Source organism: Sphingobium sp. TomTYG72 (assembly GCF_055394715.1).
In genome coordinates, this window is the sequence record NZ_AP027336.1 from 1,447,783 (window position 1) to 1,465,827 (window position 18,045).

Annotated in this window: 14 protein-coding genes and 1 tRNA gene; 5 read left to right on the forward strand and 10 right to left on the reverse strand. The window is 62.0% G+C overall.

Going from position 1 to position 18,045, the window contains the following annotated elements:
• The first annotated feature begins 30 nt into the window (after positions 1–30).
• Positions 31–1,020: an LLM class flavin-dependent oxidoreductase gene (locus ACZ5U1_RS07295; RefSeq protein WP_464777826.1), complete on the forward strand. Its 990-nt coding sequence runs from the start codon at positions 31–33 to the stop codon at positions 1,018–1,020.
• On the opposite strand, the gene ACZ5U1_RS07300 is transcribed toward ACZ5U1_RS07295, so the two are convergent.
• Positions 1,013–2,110 carry an acyltransferase family protein gene (locus ACZ5U1_RS07300; RefSeq protein ID WP_464777827.1) on the reverse strand — a complete coding sequence of 366 codons (1,098 nt, stop codon included), beginning with the start codon at positions 2,108–2,110 and terminating at the stop codon, positions 1,013–1,015. The two genes, ACZ5U1_RS07295 and ACZ5U1_RS07300, sit on opposite strands and share 8 nt — an antisense overlap.
• Before the next feature lie 222 nt (positions 2,111–2,332).
• Here ACZ5U1_RS07300 and ACZ5U1_RS07305 point away from each other — a divergent pair, with 222 nt between their 5' ends.
• Positions 2,333–3,985: an ATP-binding protein gene (locus ACZ5U1_RS07305; RefSeq protein WP_464777828.1), complete on the forward strand. Its 1,653-nt coding sequence runs from the start codon at positions 2,333–2,335 to the stop codon at positions 3,983–3,985.
• 3 nt (positions 3,986–3,988) lie between these two features.
• Here ACZ5U1_RS07305 and ACZ5U1_RS07310 read toward each other — a convergent pair whose 3' ends face one another.
• From ACZ5U1_RS07310 to ACZ5U1_RS07330, 5 genes are all read right to left on the reverse strand, one after another.
• The gene (locus ACZ5U1_RS07310; RefSeq protein WP_464777829.1) at positions 3,989–5,440 is read right to left on the reverse strand and encodes an MATE family efflux transporter; all 1,452 of its coding nucleotides are present in this window, start codon (positions 5,438–5,440) and stop codon (positions 3,989–3,991) included.
• 36 nt (positions 5,441–5,476) lie between these two features.
• A complete protein-coding gene (locus tag ACZ5U1_RS07315; RefSeq protein WP_464777830.1) occupies positions 5,477–8,329 on the reverse strand; it encodes a valine--tRNA ligase in 2,853 nt (950 codons plus the stop codon).
• A gap of 108 nt (positions 8,330–8,437) precedes the next feature.
• Positions 8,438–8,914 (reverse strand): DUF2497 domain-containing protein, encoded by a 477-nt coding sequence (locus ACZ5U1_RS07320; RefSeq protein ID WP_464777831.1) that lies wholly within the window; start codon positions 8,912–8,914, stop codon positions 8,438–8,440.
• An 18-nt stretch (positions 8,915–8,932) separates the two neighbouring features.
• Positions 8,933–10,393, reverse strand: a complete 1,461-nt coding sequence (locus ACZ5U1_RS07325; protein WP_464777832.1) for a TolC family outer membrane protein — start codon at positions 10,391–10,393, stop codon at positions 8,933–8,935.
• Positions 10,394–10,408: 15 nt separating this feature from the next.
• Positions 10,409–11,041, reverse strand: a complete 633-nt coding sequence (locus tag ACZ5U1_RS07330) for a protein-L-isoaspartate O-methyltransferase family protein (protein ID WP_464777833.1) — start codon at positions 11,039–11,041, stop codon at positions 10,409–10,411.
• Between the two features lie 189 nt (positions 11,042–11,230).
• Here ACZ5U1_RS07330 and ACZ5U1_RS07335 point away from each other — a divergent pair.
• Positions 11,231–11,304: transfer RNA gene (locus ACZ5U1_RS07335), tRNA-Cys, on the forward strand.
• Positions 11,305–11,312: 8 nt separating this feature from the next.
• Here ACZ5U1_RS07335 and ACZ5U1_RS07340 read toward each other — a convergent pair.
• The gene (locus tag ACZ5U1_RS07340; RefSeq protein ID WP_464777834.1) at positions 11,313–12,107 is read right to left on the reverse strand and encodes a sulfite exporter TauE/SafE family protein; all 795 of its coding nucleotides are present in this window, start codon (positions 12,105–12,107) and stop codon (positions 11,313–11,315) included.
• 166 nt (positions 12,108–12,273) lie between these two features.
• Between ACZ5U1_RS07340 and ACZ5U1_RS07345 the strand changes: the two genes are divergently transcribed.
• Complete coding sequence (locus ACZ5U1_RS07345; RefSeq protein WP_196224182.1) at positions 12,274–12,948, forward strand: glutathione S-transferase family protein; 675 nt, start codon at positions 12,274–12,276, stop codon at positions 12,946–12,948.
• Positions 12,949–13,128: 180 nt separating this feature from the next.
• Here ACZ5U1_RS07345 and ndk read toward each other — a convergent pair whose 3' ends face one another.
• From ndk to ACZ5U1_RS07360, 3 genes are all read right to left on the reverse strand, one after another.
• A complete protein-coding gene (gene ndk, locus ACZ5U1_RS07350) occupies positions 13,129–13,551 on the reverse strand; it encodes a nucleoside-diphosphate kinase (protein ID WP_037461517.1) in 423 nt (140 codons plus the stop codon).
• 89 nt (positions 13,552–13,640) lie between these two features.
• A complete protein-coding gene (locus ACZ5U1_RS07355; RefSeq protein WP_464777835.1) occupies positions 13,641–14,078 on the reverse strand; it encodes a DNA polymerase III subunit chi in 438 nt (145 codons plus the stop codon).
• Positions 14,078–15,523 carry a leucyl aminopeptidase gene (locus ACZ5U1_RS07360; protein WP_464777836.1) on the reverse strand — a complete coding sequence of 482 codons (1,446 nt, stop codon included), beginning with the start codon at positions 15,521–15,523 and terminating at the stop codon, positions 14,078–14,080. Before ACZ5U1_RS07360 ends, ACZ5U1_RS07355 begins: the two co-directional genes overlap by 1 nt.
• 225 nt (positions 15,524–15,748) lie before the next feature.
• On the opposite strand from ACZ5U1_RS07360, the gene ACZ5U1_RS07365 reads away from it, so the two are divergent.
• Complete coding sequence (locus ACZ5U1_RS07365; protein ID WP_464779989.1) at positions 15,749–17,983, forward strand: LPS-assembly protein LptD; 2,235 nt, start codon at positions 15,749–15,751, stop codon at positions 17,981–17,983.
• Positions 17,984–18,045 lie beyond the last annotated feature (62 nt).

Below are 18,045 nucleotides of genomic sequence, written 5' to 3' on the forward strand. Positions count from 1 at the left end.
TAAAACGGATCATCGCCCCATATCCGGGCGATGATCCGTTTTTCCGTTCTGGACCTTGTCCCCGTCATCGAAGGAAGCACCGTTGGCGAGGCCCTCGTCAACGCCGCCGCCTTCGCCGTTCATGCCGAACAACTCGGCTTCCATCGCTATTGGGTTGCCGAACATCACGGCATGCCGGGCATCGCATCGGCCGCAACTTCGGTGGTGCTGGCGCATATCGGACATGCGACATCGACCATCCGCATAGGTTCGGGCGGCATCATGCTCCCCAACCATGCCCCCCTGCTGATAGCCGAACAGTTCGGTACGCTCGCAGCGCTTTTCCCCGGTCGAGTAGACCTTGGGCTAGGCCGCGCGCCCGGATCGGACCAGCGGGTGGCTCAGGCCATGCGCCGCACGCTTTCCGGTGGGCCGGATGAATTTCCGCGCGACGTGCTGGAATTGCAGGCCTATTTTGCGGGTGATGGAAGGCTCGGCTTTCAGGCGACGCCCGGCGCGGGTGAAAATGTGCCGCTCTGGATCCTCGGGTCCAGCCTCTATGGCGCCCAACTCGCCGCCGCGCTGGGCCTGCCCTATGCCTTCGCCTCCCATTTCGCCCCTGGCGCGCTGGAGGACGCGATCGCGGTGTACCGTCGCGACTTCAAACCATCGGCCCAGCTTGATCGCCCCTATGTGATGGCAGGCTATAATATATTCGCGGCCGACAGCATGGAAGAAGCGAGACTGCTCGCCACCTCCATGCAACAGGCCTTCGTTCGTCTGCGCACGGGGCAGCCGGGCAAGTTGCAGCCACCCATTCCCGGCTATTTCGAAAGCTTACCTCCGGGCGCGCAGGCGATGCTTGCGGATGTCCTGAGTGCCACGTCGATCGGTACACAGGATAAGGTCGAGGAGGATCTTGCCGCTTTCATAGAGCGGACTGGTGTCGACGAGTTGATCATCGGCGGGCAAATCCATAATTTCAGTGCCCGCAAGCGCAGCCTGGAAATCGCCATGGCCGCCGCCAAGACAATTAGCTGAGCGCCGAAGCTCCCTGCAAGCGTCCGCCACTCAGCACCTTGGCCAAATCCGGCCAGGCACGGCTGAGAAGCGATCCCAGCAGCAGGACCGCGATCAGGACCAGCAACGGCTGGATCAGCAGATAAGCGGGATAGAAAGGCGAACCGAGCTTTCCGAACAACACGCCCAGCAACGGCCCGCCCAGCCAGATCAGAATGAGATGCGAGCAGAATAGCAGAAAGGCGAAGGGCTCAATCCTCAACAACAATCCCCGCACGGGGCTTTCCGCCAGCGCCCAGGATAGCCGCCAGAAGCAGGTGGCCGCCGCAACACGCACTGCAAGGTCAAGCAAACCGACGCCGATCCCCGCTCCCTGCACCGCCTGCAGGGAAAAATGAAGTTGCACGGACATGAGCAACAGGAAGGGCGCTGCTGCGGCCGTCCAACCCAGTGCAGCGACTCGCTCCGCCAGCCCGGCCCGCCGGGCCATCATCCCTATGACAAAGAAGAACAGGATTGCCGGCCGCATCAACACCGGCGGCCCCCAGCCCGCCAGTTGGGCGACCGCTGCGACAGCAGCAACACCAATCAGCACGCGATTGGGCAGGCGAAGCAGCAGCGGCGCAATGACCATGCACAGGAACAAGTCGCGCAGAAACGGCATCTGCACGTTGATGTCCGGGTTCCGGCTGACAACGAACAGTTCCTGAAACAACCAGTCAAACGACACTGGAACGGGCGCAGACAACCCAAGGGACCACGCCGCGCCGGATACCAGCAGGATGCCAAGCCCATTCCACAGGATCATCGGCAACAGGATCGTCCGCGCCTTTTGCAGCACATGACGGAACCAGTTCTGCGCGCGGGACGATCCCGCCACCAGCCATCCTGAAATGACACCCAGCAGCGGCACCGCGCTGCGTCCGAATATTTCCATGAGCAGCCAGCGCAGATTTTCCTGCGGTGTGCCGCGCGCGATTTCCAGGTCATGACCGTTCAACCCGGTCCAGGCATGCACATAAACCACACCCAATATGCAGATCACGCGAGCTATCGAAATCGCATCGGATCGGCGCGCCGCATCGGCCGTCATCAACTGGGTCAAATGCATATCCTGATCTTACGGCAGTCAGCGGCCGATACGCATAGCGAACGATTCGCGCCAGAGCAGGTGCCCGAACGCGCGGCGGAATGTGGCGATAGCGGGGTTAACAGGGTCGCGCGATCGCAGGCGCAAAACGTCGGCGATAAGCCATTTCTTTACCTATGTACGGCTACACAGGCAGGCCGAATTCCGGCAGCGCGCGCCGGAAATCAGATTCAAGGGGGGTGTATGAGCCACATGCCGGGAGCTGCCGAATTCACGCACGGCCAAACAAAGCCTGCCGCAGCCAACGCCATGGGCGCGGTTTTTCAGATAGCCGGTTCCAGTTCCAAGGTGCTGATCGACGCGGCCTCCATCGCGACGCTGGCACATCACGGCGACCCCTGCACGGCAATGGCGGGCCAGGTCGGCAGCCAGGTGAAAATGCGTGTCGGCAGTGCATGGCTCATCGCCAGCGTGCGATCCATGGCGATGGATCGGCAGGACAGCGGCCTAATCATCGCTGACGTGGATTTTCTGGGCGAAGGTGACGAAGAACCGCTTACCGGCCGCATTCATCACTTCCGCCGCGGCGTCACGCGCTATCCTGCGCCGGGCACGGAAATTTTCCCCGTATCCAGCGCGGATATGCAACAGATTTACGCCGCCGATGACCGCCCCCATGTGCAGATCGGCACCGTCTATCCCACGACAGACACACGTGCCGCGCTCTATGTCGATTCGATGCTGGGCAAACATTTCGCCCTGCTGGGTTCGACCGGTACGGGCAAATCCACCAGCGCCGCTCTCATTCTTCACCGCATTTGCGACCTGTCGCCCGAAGGCCATATCGTGATGGTCGATCCCCATGGCGAATATGGTGCGGCCTTTGCCCAGAATGGCGCGGTCTTCGACGTAGGCAACCTCGCCCTGCCCTATTGGCTGATGAATTTCGAGGAGCATTGCGAGGTATTCGTCACCTCCGAAGGCTCAGATCGCACGGTCGACTGCGACATTCTGGCAAAATGCCTGCTCGCCGCGCGGCAGAAGAACCGGCTGGCGGAAAGCATCGGCAGGCTGACCGTCGATTCGCCGATCCCCTACCTGCTGTCGGATCTCACCAACATCCTGCAAAATGAAATGGGGAAGCTCGACAAGGGCACGGGCGCGCTCCCCTATATGCGGCTCAAGACCAAGATCGATGAGATCAAGGCGGACCCGCGTTACAGCTTCATGTTCTCAGGCATGCTCGTCGCGGACACGATGCAGGAATTTCTGGCGAAGATCTTCCGCCTGCCATCGGGCGGGAAGCCGATTTCGATCATCGACGTGTCGGCCATGCCGTCGGACATCACCTCCGTCGTGGTATCGGTACTGTCCCGCCTGGTCTTCGACTATGCGATCTGGGCGCGGGACGAGGCTCAGCGCCCGATCCTGCTCGTCTGCGAAGAGGCGCACCGCTATATCCCCAGCACGACCACCGGCACCGGCCAGGCAGTCCGCCGCATCCTGGAGCGCATCGCCAAGGAAGGCCGCAAATATGGCGTATCGCTCGGCCTCATAACGCAGCGGCCGTCAGACCTTGCCGAAGGCGTGCTGTCGCAATGCGGCACCATCATTTCCATGCGCCTCAACAATGATCGCGACCAGGCATTCGTGAAGGCGGCCATGCCGGAAGGCGCGCGCGGCTTCCTCGATTCCATTCCGGCGCTCCGCAATCGCGAGGCGATCATCTGCGGTGAAGGTGTCGCAGTGCCCATCCGCGTCGCACTGGACAATCTGGAGGCGCATCGTCGGCCCGCGTCCGGCGATCCAAGCTTCACGGACCTTTGGCGCCAGTCCGGCGGGGAAGCAGACATTCTCGACCGCACCATCACCCGTTGGCGCAGCCAGGGGCGGTGACCTTCAGCCCACAGGCGCGAAACGGCCTGCGGGCTCACTCTCCGCGCTGATGCTTTCCCGGCACTCTTCCTCATGGACCGGGACGAGTAGCGTCGCTTTGCGCCAGCCGCCCTGCAAATAAGCGAGTCCAGCAACCAGAAGGGCTGATCCCGAACTAACAGGGAAGCTCAACCACAAGGCATCGGCACCCAGATACGGATAGCCGAAATAATAAAAGGCGAGGCGAACGCCGAACAACGTGACGGTCAGGATCAACAGCGGCCTTACCACGACGCCATTCGCCCGCATCACGCCGAACAGGATCATCGTTGCGCCGAACAGCATATAGCTCCATGTCGCGAGCAATTGCATTTTCCAGGCGGCATCGATCGCAGCCCTGTTGTCGCCAAGGAAGAGCGAGAGCAGCGGCGCGTGAAACAACAGGATCACGCCAATCATCGCGCCCGTGATCAGCAGCAGATAGCCCAACCCATAGGCAGTAATCCGGCCAATCCTGTCCCATCGGCCCGCGCCGATATTTTGGGCGGCCATAGCGCTGACCGCCGCCCCCATGGCCATCGCAGGCATCTGCAAATAGGTCCAGATTTGCTGGGCCGCTCCATAAGCCGCCGTGACAATAACGCCTTCGCGGTTGACCAGACCGATGATCATCAGACCGACGGCTGACATAACGATCATCTGAAGACCCATGGCCAACCCCTTACCCAGAAGGATGCGAAGCTGGTCCGGAGCCGGGATCAGATAGCGCAGTTCCCGCCCCCGCAACCGCAGCGGCAGATCCTTAGCATACATATAGAGAATCAGGCCGAGCAGGCTGGCAATACCGGCGACTGCCGTAGCCGCAGCTGATCCGCCGATGCCCATCGCGGGAATCGGCCCGAGCCCCAGGATGAATACCGGGTTCAGCACCAGATCGATCGCGACGCTGACGAACATGAAGATCAACGGAGTGCGCGCATCCCCGGCTCCCCGCAATCCCATCATCATCATGACGCTGATCAACGTTGCGGGCATCGCAATGAAAATCACGCGCAGATAGATCAGCGCCATGTCAAATGCTTCGGCAGGCGTTCCCAGCAGGTGCAACATTGCGGGCGAAGCCGCCCATCCGGCCGCAGCGACGACGGTGCCCAATATCGTGCAAAAGCCCGTCGCTGACCCGAAGGACCGGCGAGCGGCATCCATATCGCCCCGCCCCGCCGCCTGGGCGATCACCACGGTCGATGCCATGCCAAATCCGAACACGATGGAAAACATCAGGAACATGGTGATGTTCGCGTTGGCCGTGGCGGCAAGAGCCTGCGCCCCCAGAAAGCGGCCGACCCAGATGGCGTTGATCGATCCATTCAACGACTGAAGCACGTTGGACGCCAGCGTGGGCACGGCAAAGACCAGCAAGGACGACGCGATAGGCCCGTTTACCAGGTCCCTTGTTTCACGCTTCCCTGCCGCCATTCTCGCCCTCCCCCTAAGCGCTGCATCATTAACCGATCAGGCCAGACGATCCAGCGCTGCCGCCAACCTTTCCGCCTCCGCGGTTTTCTCGGCATGATCTTCACGTGCCTTGGCCACCGCCTCGGGCTTGGCCTTTTCCACGAAACTCGGATTGGAAAGACGCCCGGAAAGCGAATCCCGTTCCTTCTCCGCAGCGGCAAGGGCTTTTGCCAGCCTCGCCTTTTCCGCCGCGATGTCGATCACGCCCTCCAGCGGGAGGATGAAGGTCGCCTCATCGATAACGATCTGCGCGGCGCCACCAGCCACGCTATCGCCAAAGGACAGGCTCTCCACCCGTCCCAAGCGCGCCAGGGCCGCGCCCTGCCGATCGATGCGGCGTCGCGTTTCTTCCGACGCTTCGCTCACCACGACCTTCAGCTTCGCGCCCGGCGGCACGTTCAGTTCCGTCCGCGCCGTGCGCATCGCGCTGATCAAGCGGATCAGCCAATCAATCTCTGCCTGCGCCTCGCTATCGACGGCATAGAGCGCCTGCGGCCAGCGAGCGACGATCAATTCCGTCTCGCGTGTGCCGGTCAGGTTCCACAGCTCTTCGGTGATAAAGGGCATGAAGGGGTGGAGCATAACGAGGATCTGGTCGAACGCCCAGCCCGCGACAGCCTTTGTCTCATCGTCCATCGAACCCTTGGTGAGTTCGATGTACCAGTCGCAAAACTGGTCCCAGACGAAATGATAGATGGCGTTCGCGGCTGCGTCGAAGCGCAGCTCCGCCATGGCGGTGTCGATCGCCTGCACCGTCGCGACCGTCTCGGCAATGATCCAGCGATTAACCGGCGCGGCGGCGGCAGGCGCCTCATGACTGGTCGATGCGGTGACGCCGTTGGATTGCAGGAAGCGCGCCGCGTTCCACAGCTTCGTCGCGAAGTTGCGATACCCCTCGACCCGCTTCTCATCCATCTTCACGTCGCGGCCCTGGCTTTCCATGGCAGACATGAAGAAACGCAGCGCGTCCGCGCCGAACTTGTCGATCAGGCCTAGCGGATCCACGACATTGCCCTTGGACTTGGACATTTTCTGCCCGTCGGCCGCGCGTACCAGCCCGTGGAGGTAGAGCTTGCGCCACGGCACATCACCCATGAACTCCATCCCCTGCATCGCCATGCGCGCATCCCAGAAGAACAGGATATCGAAGCCGGAAATCAGCAGATCATTGGGATAATGGCGGCTCAGCGTATCGCTCTGTTCTGGCCAGCCGAGCGTGCCGAAGGGCCAGAGCGCCGAGGAAAACCATGTGTCGAGCACGTCGGGATCGCGACGAATAGAAGCTGTTACATTGTTGCCATCAACATTGAGGCCCGCTTCGTCTCCTATGACGACATTAAAGGTCTTGCCTTCTAAATCCCAATTCTCTCGATAGAAGGTCTCCGCTTGCGCAATTGCGTCCTCATCGTTTTCTGCGACAAAGGTTGGCAAAGCTGAGGATGGGTTACCAATGCGATCGGGGTGGAGCTTAGGAAAATCAGCTCCCCATAAAGGAAAGCCAAACCACGCCGGAATCTGATGCCCCCACCAAAGCTGGCGCGAGACGCACCAGGGCTGGATATTCTCCATCCAGTTGAAGAACGTCTTTTCCCACGTCTTGGGCACGATCTCGATCCGCCCGTCACGCACGGCCTGCATCGGCGCGACCGCCAGCTTCTCGGCATCGACATACCATTGGTCGGTCAGCCAGGGTTCGATCACCACGCCCGAACGATCGCCAAAGGGCGTCTGGATGGTGCGCGGTTCGAAGTCCGCTTCGACCTCCTCGCCATCCTTATTCTTCGAGACATGCGGCACCAGCATACCCAGCGCCTTCATCTCGGCAACGACCAACTCGCGCGCGCCATCGACGCCATCCCGCTTAAAGCGATGCAGCCCCAGGAAGCGTTCCGGGATCAGCCCATCCGCCGTCTGCACAACATTGGCATCGGCATCGAACATGTTGAGCATCTCGGCCGCGCGGAAGCCGGCCCGCTTGCCCACCTCAAAGTCGTTGAAGTCGTGACCCGGCGTGATCTTGACCGCGCCAGACCCTAGTTTGGGATCGGCATAGTCGTCCGCGACCACCTTGAACCGCCGCCCGGTGATCGGCTGGAGGATATCCTTGCCGATGACATCCTTATAGCGCGGGTCTTCGGGATGCACCGCCACCGCCATGTCGGCCAGCATCGTCTCGGGCCGCGTGGTCGCCACGACGATATGATCCGCACCATTGGCCAGCTTCACGCCATCCGCCAGCGGATAGCGGAAATGCCAAAAGCCGCCCTTCACTTCCTGCGTCTCGACCTCAAGGTCAGAAATCGCCGAGCGGAAACGCGGGTCCCAGTTCACCAGCCGCTTGTCGCGGTACAGAAGCCCGCGCTTGTGCAACTCCACAAACACCTTGATGACGGCCTTCGAAAAGCCCTCATCCATGGTGAAGCGTTCATTGGCCCAGTCCATCGAGCAACCAAGCCGTCGTAGCTGACGCGTAATCGCGCCGCCGCTTTCGGCCTTCCACTCCCAGACCTTCTCAATGAACTGCTCGCGCGTATAGTTGGTGCGCTTGTCCTGCCGCGCCTCCATCTGCCGCTCGACCACCATCTGCGTCGCGATGCCCGCATGGTCGGTGCCCACGACCCACAGCGCGTCCTTGCCCCGCAGCCGCTCGTACCGGATGACGATGTCCTGCAACGTGTTATCGAGCGCATGGCCGATATGCAGGCTGCCGGTCACATTCGGCGGCGGATTGACGATGGTGAAGGGTTCGGCGTCCGGCCGTTCAGGGCGGAACAGCCCCTTCTGCTCCCAATGGGCATACCAGCGGGATTCGATTTCAGCGGGGTCGAAGGTCTTGGGCAGTTCGGTCATGGAAAGGCGCCTTAAAGCCCCTTCCCTGACCATTCCAGCGCTTTTACCGCCTTGCAGGGGTCAACCGAGCCAATGCGCCATAAGTCGGAACGCGGAGAACCCGCCAGATCAGCGGCCAGTGATGCGCGCAATTTCCTTTGCCACCATGTCTTCCACCAGCGCGGGAAGGCGGGCGTCCAGCCATTCCTTCAGCATCGGCTTCAACATGGACCGAACCAGACCATCCAGCGTGTTATCCTCGCCATCCTTGGGCGTTACCAGCATGGACGAAAGCGCCGAAAGCGAATGTCGCGCGGCCACTTCGCTTTCAACCGAGAGGATTGAGCTTTCCTCGCCCGGCACTTCGATCTGCGTTGCACGGCCAGTCTTGTGGGCAGGCATCGGCTCCTCCGCTCCAACCTCGTCAGTCAGTTCCAGCACTTCCTCGACCGCAGGGTCGGCGGGTTCGGCTGCCTGCTTGGGTCCGGCATCGGCTTTACCACGGCGCGACACCGCCTGCGCAGCCTCCTCACCTTCCTCAGCGATGATGCGCTTGATGGACGAAAGAATGTCCTCCATCGAGGGTTCCTTGCTCATGTCGCCCATGAATACCCCCTGTTAACCTTAAGGTTGTTGCGCCAAACCAGCAGGCACATTGGCATTTTGTGCAGGCGTGTCAACGGTTCTGGTCGCTTCAGGCTGGGGCGCGGGATCGAAATCCCAATCGAACCACTTGCCCTTCACCCGCTCATAATTAACCATGGGATTATAGAGCGTGCCTGTTTCCAGACTGAGGTCGTCCGCTTCCGCATGTCCCATCGCGGCCAACAGGCTGAAGCCCGCGACATAGGCGTTGCGCCGGGCCGACACCAATTGCACCTTGGCGTTGAGCGCTTCCTGTTCCGCGTTCAATATGTCCAATATGGTGCGGCTGCCGACAGAATTTTCCGCCCGCACGCCTTCCAGCGAAAGGTTGGCCGCCTCGACCGCCTTCTGGTTGGATTCGATGCTTTGCAGCGATGCCTGCCAGCTCGCATAGGCAGAGCGCGTTTGAGCAATCACGCTACGCTCGACCTCTATTTCCTGCTCCATCGCCTGCGATTCGAGCGCCTGGTTCTGGCGCACCTGCGCTCCGGGTCGGCCGCCCTGATAAAGCGGAAGGCGCAACGTCGCTCCTGCGACCACCTGCTTGTTGATCTGCGACGGATCGCTCGGGTCGTCGAGCGATCCCAGATAATGGGTGTAGCTGCCCTGCGCGAAACCGGACAGCGTCGGGAGGACGCCTGCCTTTGCCACCCGCACGTCATAGCGAGCAGCTTCACGCGCCTTTTTCGCGGCGATGAGGTCAGGATTGTCGGCAAGCGCCACCTGAACCGCCGTTTCCGGGGTAGCAGGAAGGCCGGGGAGCGGCGGCGGCGGCTGCAAATCATCAGGCGTCGCGCCGACCAGGGCGATATAATTCTCTCGGCTGGCGATCAGGTTCGCCTGCGCCGTTTGCAGGTCGGATCGGGCCAACGCGAGCCGCGACTCGGACTGGGCAACGTCCGTCCGCGTAAGATCGCCCACTTCAAATCGGTCGTTCGTTGCCTGCAGGTTGACGCCAAGCGCGCTGACATTCGCCAAATTCAGAGACACGATCGCGCTATCACGGATCACATCCATATAGGCCGCGACAACTTGGGAGAAGATCGATGCCTCGGTCCCGCGCAGATTGGCCTGACCCGCCTGCACGCGGACCTTGGCCGCCTTTACCCCGTTGCGGACTGCGCCACCCTGATAAATAGGGACATTGACCGTGGCGGAGCCGACGAGCGAGCGATCAGGCGCGAGAAAGGACCGTGCAGGCTTTACCAGCAATTCCTGATATTCGCCGGTGGTCGCGATATTGGGCCGTCCATCCGCCTTGCGGATCGGCACATTCTCGTCCGTCGCCCGCTGCTGAGCCCGGGTGCCGGTAAGCGTCGGGTTGGAATGGTAAGCCTTTGCCAGCGCGCCCTGCAAGGTTTCAGCCTGCGCGATCCCGGGGGTAAGGAGCAGCAGAACCGTGGCGGCGGAGTGCCGAAGAAACACCTGCTTTGCGGTCATGACCCCCCCAGCCAATTAAAAGACGAAACGCTCCGGCGCAGCAAAACCGGGCAGGACGACCATCTCAAGATCGGTCAGGCTGACAAGACCCAGAATGCCGGAAACCACCCGCCCGCTGCACAGGCGTGTGACGCCGCGCTCGACAAGACCCGTCACCACGCGCGCGCCATCCGCAAGCTGCTCGACAAGCGTCGCGGGCACTTCCTGCACCGCGCCATCTATAAAGAGGATGTCGTAGGGCGCACCCTGCGGAGCGCCCGCTTCCAACGGGCCGCGTACGACCGTGGCGCTATTGCCCGACAATTGCGGGCCATCCTCGGTCTCGACCGCTGTCACCTGGGCGCCAAGAGCGGCAAGAAGTGCCGCGCTATACCCCGTGGCCGCGCCGATGAGCAGAACGCGATCACCCTCCTCCACCTGCGCTTCCTTCAGCAGCCGTCCGGTGGCCAGCGGCGGATTAAGCGCGCGGCCGGAGGAAAGCGGAATCGAACGATCGACATAGGCCATGGCGCGCCGTTCAGCAGGCACGAAATCTTCCCGTGGCAGGCGCGCCATCACGGCGATCACCCGTGGGTCATCGACATCGCTGGTGCGAAGCTGGCTTTCGACCATGGCGGCCCGCATCGATGAAAAATTCTGCTCGGTCACGATACTACCTCGATTGGCATAACTGTATTGGTATGGCAATACAGCGCTGACATTATCGGGACCTCTAGATCACGCGACAAGCAACGCCAAGCGGCTTTCCACGCCCGTGAACGATAATCTTGGGATCAGCGAACATGGCCGCGCTTGACTTTACATCAAAAGCCGCACATTTGCGGCCACCCACGCCGAGGCCCGATGGCGGAGTGGTTACGCAGAGGACTGCAAATCCTTGCACGCCGGTTCGATTCCGGCTCGGGCCTCCAAAGCTGCCTTATCCTGCGATAAGGCGCCAGCCCACCAGAACCAGGATGATCGCCAGCAACGGCTGAAGCACGCGGTCTGATGCGCGCGTCGCCAGCAGCGATCCGATAATGATGCCCGGGATCGATCCGATCAACAGGTTGGCGAGCAGCATGCCGTTCACATGGCCAATCCACAGATGGCCCAGCCCCGCTGCCAAGGTCAACGGCACGGCATGAACAATATCCGTCGCCACCAACCGTTGCAGCCGCATGCGGAGCGGATAGAGCGCAAGGAGCAATGTCGCGCCGATCGCCCCCGCGCCCACGGAGGTCAGTGTTACCATCGCCCCCAGCAGCGCACCTGCCGCAACCGTCAGTGGAGGCTGCCAACGCGTAAAGCGATCGGCGGTACCAACGCGGCGAGCCAAGGCCCAACGGTGGAATCGCCCGCGTAGCATGGTCGCAATCGCCGTCATGATCAGGACGCCACCCAGCGCGCTCGTGACGACGCCGCTCTTGATCTGCTGCATATGCGTCTGGGAAAGGATCAACAGCGTGATCAGCGCGGCGGGGAGGCTGCCCAGGCACAGGCGCTTCACCACCTGATAATCCGGGCCACCATCTGGCCCGCCGTGACGGTGATGAATCGCACCGCCCACGGACTTGGTGATGGCCGCGAACCAGAGGTCGGTGCCGACCGCCGTCGCCGGTGCGACGCCGAACAGCAGGATTAGGATTGGCGCCATCAGCGACCCGCCGCCAACGCCCGTCATTCCGACCATGATTCCGACGAACAGGCCCGCTATTCCATGCAGCCAGTCCATAATTCCCCCCACTCGGCGTCAGTTCGCCGTCGCGCCATACGACGACGCCCATGATGCCGCCAAGCCCCGCACAAAGTATTTTCTACCAAAATAATATAGAAAGTGACTCGAATGCGCCGTCCGGTTGCTCTCGACACCCCTTCCTTCGCCCGTCTAAAGAAGGGCGATGATGAAGCTATTCATAGGCAACAAGGCATATTCCAGCTGGTCTCTGCGGGGCTGGCTCGCCTGCAAGCTCAGCGGGTTGCCGTTCGAGGAAGTCGTGGTCCCGCTTTATGATGAAGCCTGGGAAAGGCGGCGCGAAGGCGATGAATTCGCCCCTTCTTCGGGCAAGGTGCCCATATTGTGGGACGGCGACGACACCGTTGTCTGGGACAGTCTGGCAATCATCGAATATCTGAACGAGAAGGCTGGCGGCGACAAGTTCTGGCCCACCGACACGGCGGCGCGGGCGATGGCCCGGTCAATGGCGGCGGAAATGCATTCCAGCTTCGCGGCGCTGCGGCGCGAGCACAGCATGAACATCCGCCAGATTTACGACGCAGTGCCGCCATCCGAAGCTGTCGCGCAGGACATCGCCCGCATCATGCAGCTATGGGCACAGGCCCGGGCTCGCTATGGTGGCGTGGGCGATTTCCTGTTCGGCGAATTTGGCGCGGTGGACGTGATGTTCGCCCCGGTCGTGACGCGCTTCATAACCTATCAGCTGCCCGTCGCACGTTTTGCCGAAGCCTATATGCAGGCGGTCGTCAATCATCCCTGGATGCAGGAATGGATCGGCGGCGCACAGGCTGAGGAATGGGTGATCGATCGATTCGAAGCACCGCCCGTTTCGAATTGAGCTTGCGGCGGATTCGGTCTTGGGGGCCATTCCCTCTCCCCTTCAGGGGAGAGGGTGCCGAGCGCAGCGAAGGCGGGAGAGGGGCCTGAAAGGCGAAATCGCTCACCTTCTCCCTCCCAAAACAAAAAAAGGGCCGGCAGACTTGCGTCCCCGGCCCCTCTTTCATCCTGATCGATTAGATCAGCCGACGATTTCTTCGGGCTTGAAGAAATAGGCGATCTCGATCGCGGCATTTTCCTCGCTGTCCGAACCATGGACCGAGTTGGCTTCGATCGACTCGGCATATTCCTTGCGGATGGTGCCTTCGTCGGCGTTGGCCGGGTTGGTGGCGCCCATGATGTCGCGGTTGCGCTTCACGGCATCTTCGCCTTCCAGGACCTGGACCACGACCGGGCCGGAAATCATGAAGGCAACCAGATCAGCGAAGAAAGGGCGTTCCTTGTGAACGGCATAGAAGCCTTCGGCCTGTTCGCGGCTCATGCGGATGCGCTTGGACGCGACGACGCGCAGGCCTGCTTCTTCCAGCTTCTTGGTCACGGCGCCGGTCAGGTTGCGGCGCGTGGCGTCAGGCTTGATGATCGAAAAGGTGCGGGTCACGGCCATAAGGCTCAAAAGCTCCGGATTGTTGGAATTGGCGCGCCCTTTAGACCGCGCCGCTTCGCACCGCAAGGGGGCGTGGCCGCCCCGCTTGCTCACGGACCCTGCACCCATTTCCCCTGCTCCTGCCGCCAGAAGCGGGGCGTCACCCCCTCCCGCTTCGACAGGGCACGCCAGCTTTCGCGCGCGCCATCGACGGTCAGCGTGTCGAAAAAGTAGAAAGCGCGCTCGAAATCGAGCGCCTCTTCACGCCATAGGCCATCGGCAATCGCGACGTGCCGGGCACCGTTCGCAGGGCTGCAATCCTGCGCCAAAAGTACCGGCTGCATCGCCTCGCCGCCCTCCCCCGCCCGGCCATGGGCAAGGAAGCTTTCCGGCGGCCCGTTCCACAGCCCAGCCGAAATGCGTTCCAGCTGTTCCTCGTCCTGCGCGACCACCAGCAACCGCTCACCCAGGCCGAGTATGCGCGCCGCAATGGCGGGCAGCACCCGGTCCACAGGATCACGGCTAAGCTGGTAGAAATCGACCTGCATCAGCGCTCAAACTTGTCCGCCACCAGACGATCGATCAGGCGCACACCATAGCCGGTCGCGCCCTTGTCCCAGGTTGCGCCGGGCTTGTCGGCCCACACCATGCCCGCAATGTCGAGATGAGCCCATTTGACCCCATCATCAACGAATCGCTTGATAAACTGCGCTGCGGTGATCGATCCGGCATAGCGCGCGCCCATATTCTTCATGTCCGCGATCGGGCTGTCGATCAGCTTGTTATAGGCGTCGCCCAGCGGAAAGCGCCAAAGCTGGTCCCCCGCCGCCTTGCCAGCAGCGAGCAGATCCTCGGCAAGCCCTTCGTCATTGGCGAACAGTCCGGCATATTGATCGCCCAACGCCACGATCATCGCGCCGGTCAGGGTGGCAAGATCAATGACAACCTCGGGAGAATAGGTTTTCTGCGCCCAGGTGATCACGTCGCACAGCACCAGGCGCCCTTCGGCATCGGTGTTGATGACCTCGATCGTCTGGCCCGACATGGAGGTCACGATGTCACCGGGACGCTGCGCGTTACCGTCCGGCATGTTTTCCACAAGGCCGCAAACGCCGATGACGCGCGCTTTCGCCTTGCGCCCCGCGAGCGCCTTCATCGCGCCCGCGACCGCGCCTGCGCCGCCCATGTCCCACTTCATGTCTTCCATGCCCGCGCCGGGCTTCAACGAAATGCCGCCGGTATCAAAGGTGACACCCTTGCCGACAAAGACGATGGGCTTGTCGCCCGCGTCGCCCGTGCCATCCCACTCCATCGCCAACAGGCGGGGTTCGCGTACCGACCCCTGCGCAACGCCGAGCAGCGCGCCCATGCCCAGTTCCGCCATCGCCGCCTTGTCGAGAACGGTGACCTTGACGCCCAGCTGCTCCAGATGACGGCAGCGTTCGACGAAGCTTTCCGGATACAGGATGTTCGCCGGTTCAGAGACCAGCTCGCGCGTGAAGGTGACGCCATCGGCCACCGCCGACAGCCTTTGCCAATGCGCATCCGCGTCATTCGCAACGACCGACAGCTTCATCAATGTCGGCTTTGTCTTTTCCGGCTGCCGGGTGCGATAGGTATCGATCCGCCAGGCGCGCAGAGATGCCCCAAAGGCAAAATGAGCCGCCTTATCACCAGCCGCGCCGCCGAAAAACTCCACTGCGGCATGGCTCGCCCCGCTCGTAAGCAAGCGTGCAGTCAGCGCCGCGCCCGCCCGTTCATAATCCGCCTCGCTCCCGCTGCCGGTGCCGACGAGAACGATGCGCAGCACCTTACCACCCTCTTCGACGAAGCTTTCAAAGCTTCCGCCCGCCTCGCCCGTGAAGCGCGCCGCCGCAGCACCCGCCGCCAAAGTAGGCGCCGCCGCGATCGGCAAGGCATCGAAACCGCCCTTGGGAACGGCAAAGACCAGCGTGTCGGCGTCGGGACGCACCGGGGTGAATGCGATTTCCATCAAGGGTCCTTCTTCTGCTTTTCTGATCGTGTGGCGCTATGAACGCTCCATGCCAGATAATGTCGCTTGCCCCATCTGGCAAAGCCGTTCGACCGATTTCCGGTAAAAGAAGCGTGACGAAAGATTGCGGCGCGCGCAAAGCAATGCGATAGGCGGGCAACGAAGCGCCCCTGAAGAGGCACGATCCCCTTGCAGAATTTTTCCCATTCCTCGCGTCTGAAACATATGCTGGCCGCAAGCGCGGCACTCGCCTACATGGGCGGGATGCCGCATGCCTTCGCGCAGGAGCTGCAATCGCCGCAGGTGCCCGTCAGCGCGCCGGACGCGCCTGTACCCGCGACCGACAAAGAAATCGGCTTTGCGGCGGACGCCCTGGAATATGACAATAATACGGAAATCGTGACAGCCACCGGCAATGTCCAATTGCTGCGGCAGGGCAACCGCCTGCGCGCGGACAAGGTGGTGTGGAACCGGACGACCGGCCAGGTGGAAGCGCGCGGAAATGTCTCGGCGACCGATCCTGAAGGCAATATCGCTTATGGCGACCGCTTCCAGGTGACCGACACGCTGGAGGACGGCACGGTCGAAAACATGCTGCTGGTGCTTCAGTCGGGCGGCCGATTGGCGGCGGTGCAGGGCGTTCGGGTGAACGGCGTCTATACGCTGCACAAGGCCGCTTATACGGGCTGCAACGTAGTGGACAGCGACGGCTGCCCCAAGGAACCCACTTGGCAGATCAAGGCGGTAAAGGTCGTCTACGACCCAGTCGCCGCTCGCGTGCGATACCGCAACGCCAGCGTGGAAATATTCGGCCTTCCGCTCATTCCGCTGCCCGGCTTTTCGCACCCGGTTGGTGATACGGGCGGCACGGGGCTGTTGGTGCCAAATCTTCGCTACGACCGGAATAACGGCGTTGAAGTCGCCCTGCCCTATTACATCAAGTTGGCGCCAAATCGCGACCTGACAATCACGCCGCATGTCTATTCCAAGACGCTGCCGATGCTGGAGGCGAATTTCCGCCATCGCTGGGACCGTGGCGCCTATCAGATTACCGGCTACGCCACCCATGCGCGGCGCATCGACGGCAGCAGTTCCCTGCCCAGCTCCACCGGGCCTGCAGGATCGGAAAAGGATTTCCGCGGCTATCTGGACGCCAGCGGCGCCATGCAGTTGACGCCGGAATGGAGCGTCAACGGATCGCTCCGCGTGGCGAGTGACCGCACCTTCCTTCGCCGCTACGACATCAGCCGCGACGACCGGCTGCGTTCGACCCTGGGCGCCCAGCGCATCGGCGAGAACAGCTATTTCTCCATCGCTGGCTGGGCCGTACAGACGCTGCGCCTCGGCGATCCGCAGGGGCAAACGCCGATCGCGCTGCCCGTCATCGACTATCGCCTCCGCCTCCTCGATCCGCTGCTTGGCGGCCGCATCCAGCTTCAGGCGAACAGCCTCGCGATCACCCGCACCCACGGCCAGGATACGCAGCGCGCCTTCGCTGCCTTTGAATGGAACCTGCGCAAGCTGACGGGCATGGGTCAGGAGGTGAATTTCACCACCTATCTACGCGGCGACGTCTATCACAGCAGCGACAATCTGCAGAACAACATCGCCCGTTATGCCGGCGATCCAGGCTGGCAGGCGCGCGGCATCGCCGCAGCCGCGATCGATGTTCGCTGGCCCTTCATGGGTGAGGCATTCGGCGGGGTTCAGCGGATCGCCCCCCGGGTGCAGATCGTAGCAGCGCCCCGGCTGGCAAATCTTTCCGTCCCCAATGAAGACGCGCGCGCCATCGATCTGGAGGACAGCAACCTCTTCGCGCTCAATCGCTTCGCAGGCTATGACCGGTTCGAAGATTCGACCCGCATCACCTATGGCCTGGAATATGGCCTGTCCTTACCCGGCTTTTCGCTGGAAAGCGTGATCGGCCAGAGCTATCGCCTCAACAGTCGCGAGAGCATCCTGCCCGACGGCACCGGCCTTTCCGATCGCATGTCCGACATTGTCGGCCGCACGACCGTGCGCTTCCGGGATTTCGTAAGCCTCATCCACCGTTTCCGACTGGACAAGGACGGGCTGGACGTGCGCCGCAATGAAATCGACGCGACGATCGGCAGCCGCAAGACCTATGCCATGGTCGGTTATCTCCGGCTCAACCGGAACGCCGCGCCCGGGCTTGAGGATTTGCAGGACCGCGAGGAACTGCGTTTCGGTGGCCGTGTGCAATTTGCTCGCTTCTGGTCCGTTTTCGGGTCCACCGTCGTCGATCTGACTGACAAGAAGGAAGACCTAAGCAGCGCCGCGGATGGCTACGAACCCGTCCGTCACCGGCTCGGCATTGCCTATCAGGATGACTGTCTGACGCTGGGCCTGACGTGGCGTCGCGATTATCTGGCCGCCGGTGACGCGCGAAAGGGCAATAGCTTCCAACTACGGCTGGCTTTTCGGAATATCGGCATATAAGGATCAGCCTTCCCGTTCAGGACCGGTTCTGGCCGCTCAGGACCGGTTAAGGCGGACTGGCG

What these genes read in the sequence shown, in the direction of transcription:
- ACZ5U1_RS07295 (WP_464777826.1), top strand. Translation starts at nt 31, where the DNA reads ATGATCCGTTTTTCCGTTCTGGACCTTGTCCCCGTCATCGAAGGAAGC.
- ACZ5U1_RS07300 (WP_464777827.1), bottom strand. Translation starts at nt 2,110, where the DNA reads ATGCATTTGACCCAGTTGATGACGGCCGATGCGGCGCGCCGATCCGAT.
- ACZ5U1_RS07305 (WP_464777828.1), top strand. Translation starts at nt 2,333, where the DNA reads ATGAGCCACATGCCGGGAGCTGCCGAATTCACGCACGGCCAAACAAAG.
- ACZ5U1_RS07310 (WP_464777829.1), bottom strand. Translation starts at nt 5,440, where the DNA reads ATGGCGGCAGGGAAGCGTGAAACAAGGGACCTGGTAAACGGGCCTATC.
- ACZ5U1_RS07315 (WP_464777830.1), bottom strand. Translation starts at nt 8,329, where the DNA reads ATGACCGAACTGCCCAAGACCTTCGACCCCGCTGAAATCGAATCCCGC.
- ACZ5U1_RS07320 (WP_464777831.1), bottom strand. Translation starts at nt 8,914, where the DNA reads ATGGGCGACATGAGCAAGGAACCCTCGATGGAGGACATTCTTTCGTCC.
- ACZ5U1_RS07325 (WP_464777832.1), bottom strand. Translation starts at nt 10,393, where the DNA reads ATGACCGCAAAGCAGGTGTTTCTTCGGCACTCCGCCGCCACGGTTCTG.
- ACZ5U1_RS07340 (WP_464777834.1), bottom strand. Translation starts at nt 12,107, where the DNA reads ATGGACTGGCTGCATGGAATAGCGGGCCTGTTCGTCGGAATCATGGTC.
- ACZ5U1_RS07345 (WP_196224182.1), top strand. Translation starts at nt 12,274, where the DNA reads ATGATGAAGCTATTCATAGGCAACAAGGCATATTCCAGCTGGTCTCTG.
- ndk (WP_037461517.1), bottom strand. Translation starts at nt 13,551, where the DNA reads ATGGCCGTGACCCGCACCTTTTCGATCATCAAGCCTGACGCCACGCGC.
- ACZ5U1_RS07355 (WP_464777835.1), bottom strand. Translation starts at nt 14,078, where the DNA reads ATGCAGGTCGATTTCTACCAGCTTAGCCGTGATCCTGTGGACCGGGTG.
- ACZ5U1_RS07360 (WP_464777836.1), bottom strand. Translation starts at nt 15,523, where the DNA reads ATGGAAATCGCATTCACCCCGGTGCGTCCCGACGCCGACACGCTGGTC.
- ACZ5U1_RS07365 (WP_464779989.1), top strand. Translation starts at nt 15,749, where the DNA reads ATGCTGGCCGCAAGCGCGGCACTCGCCTACATGGGCGGGATGCCGCAT.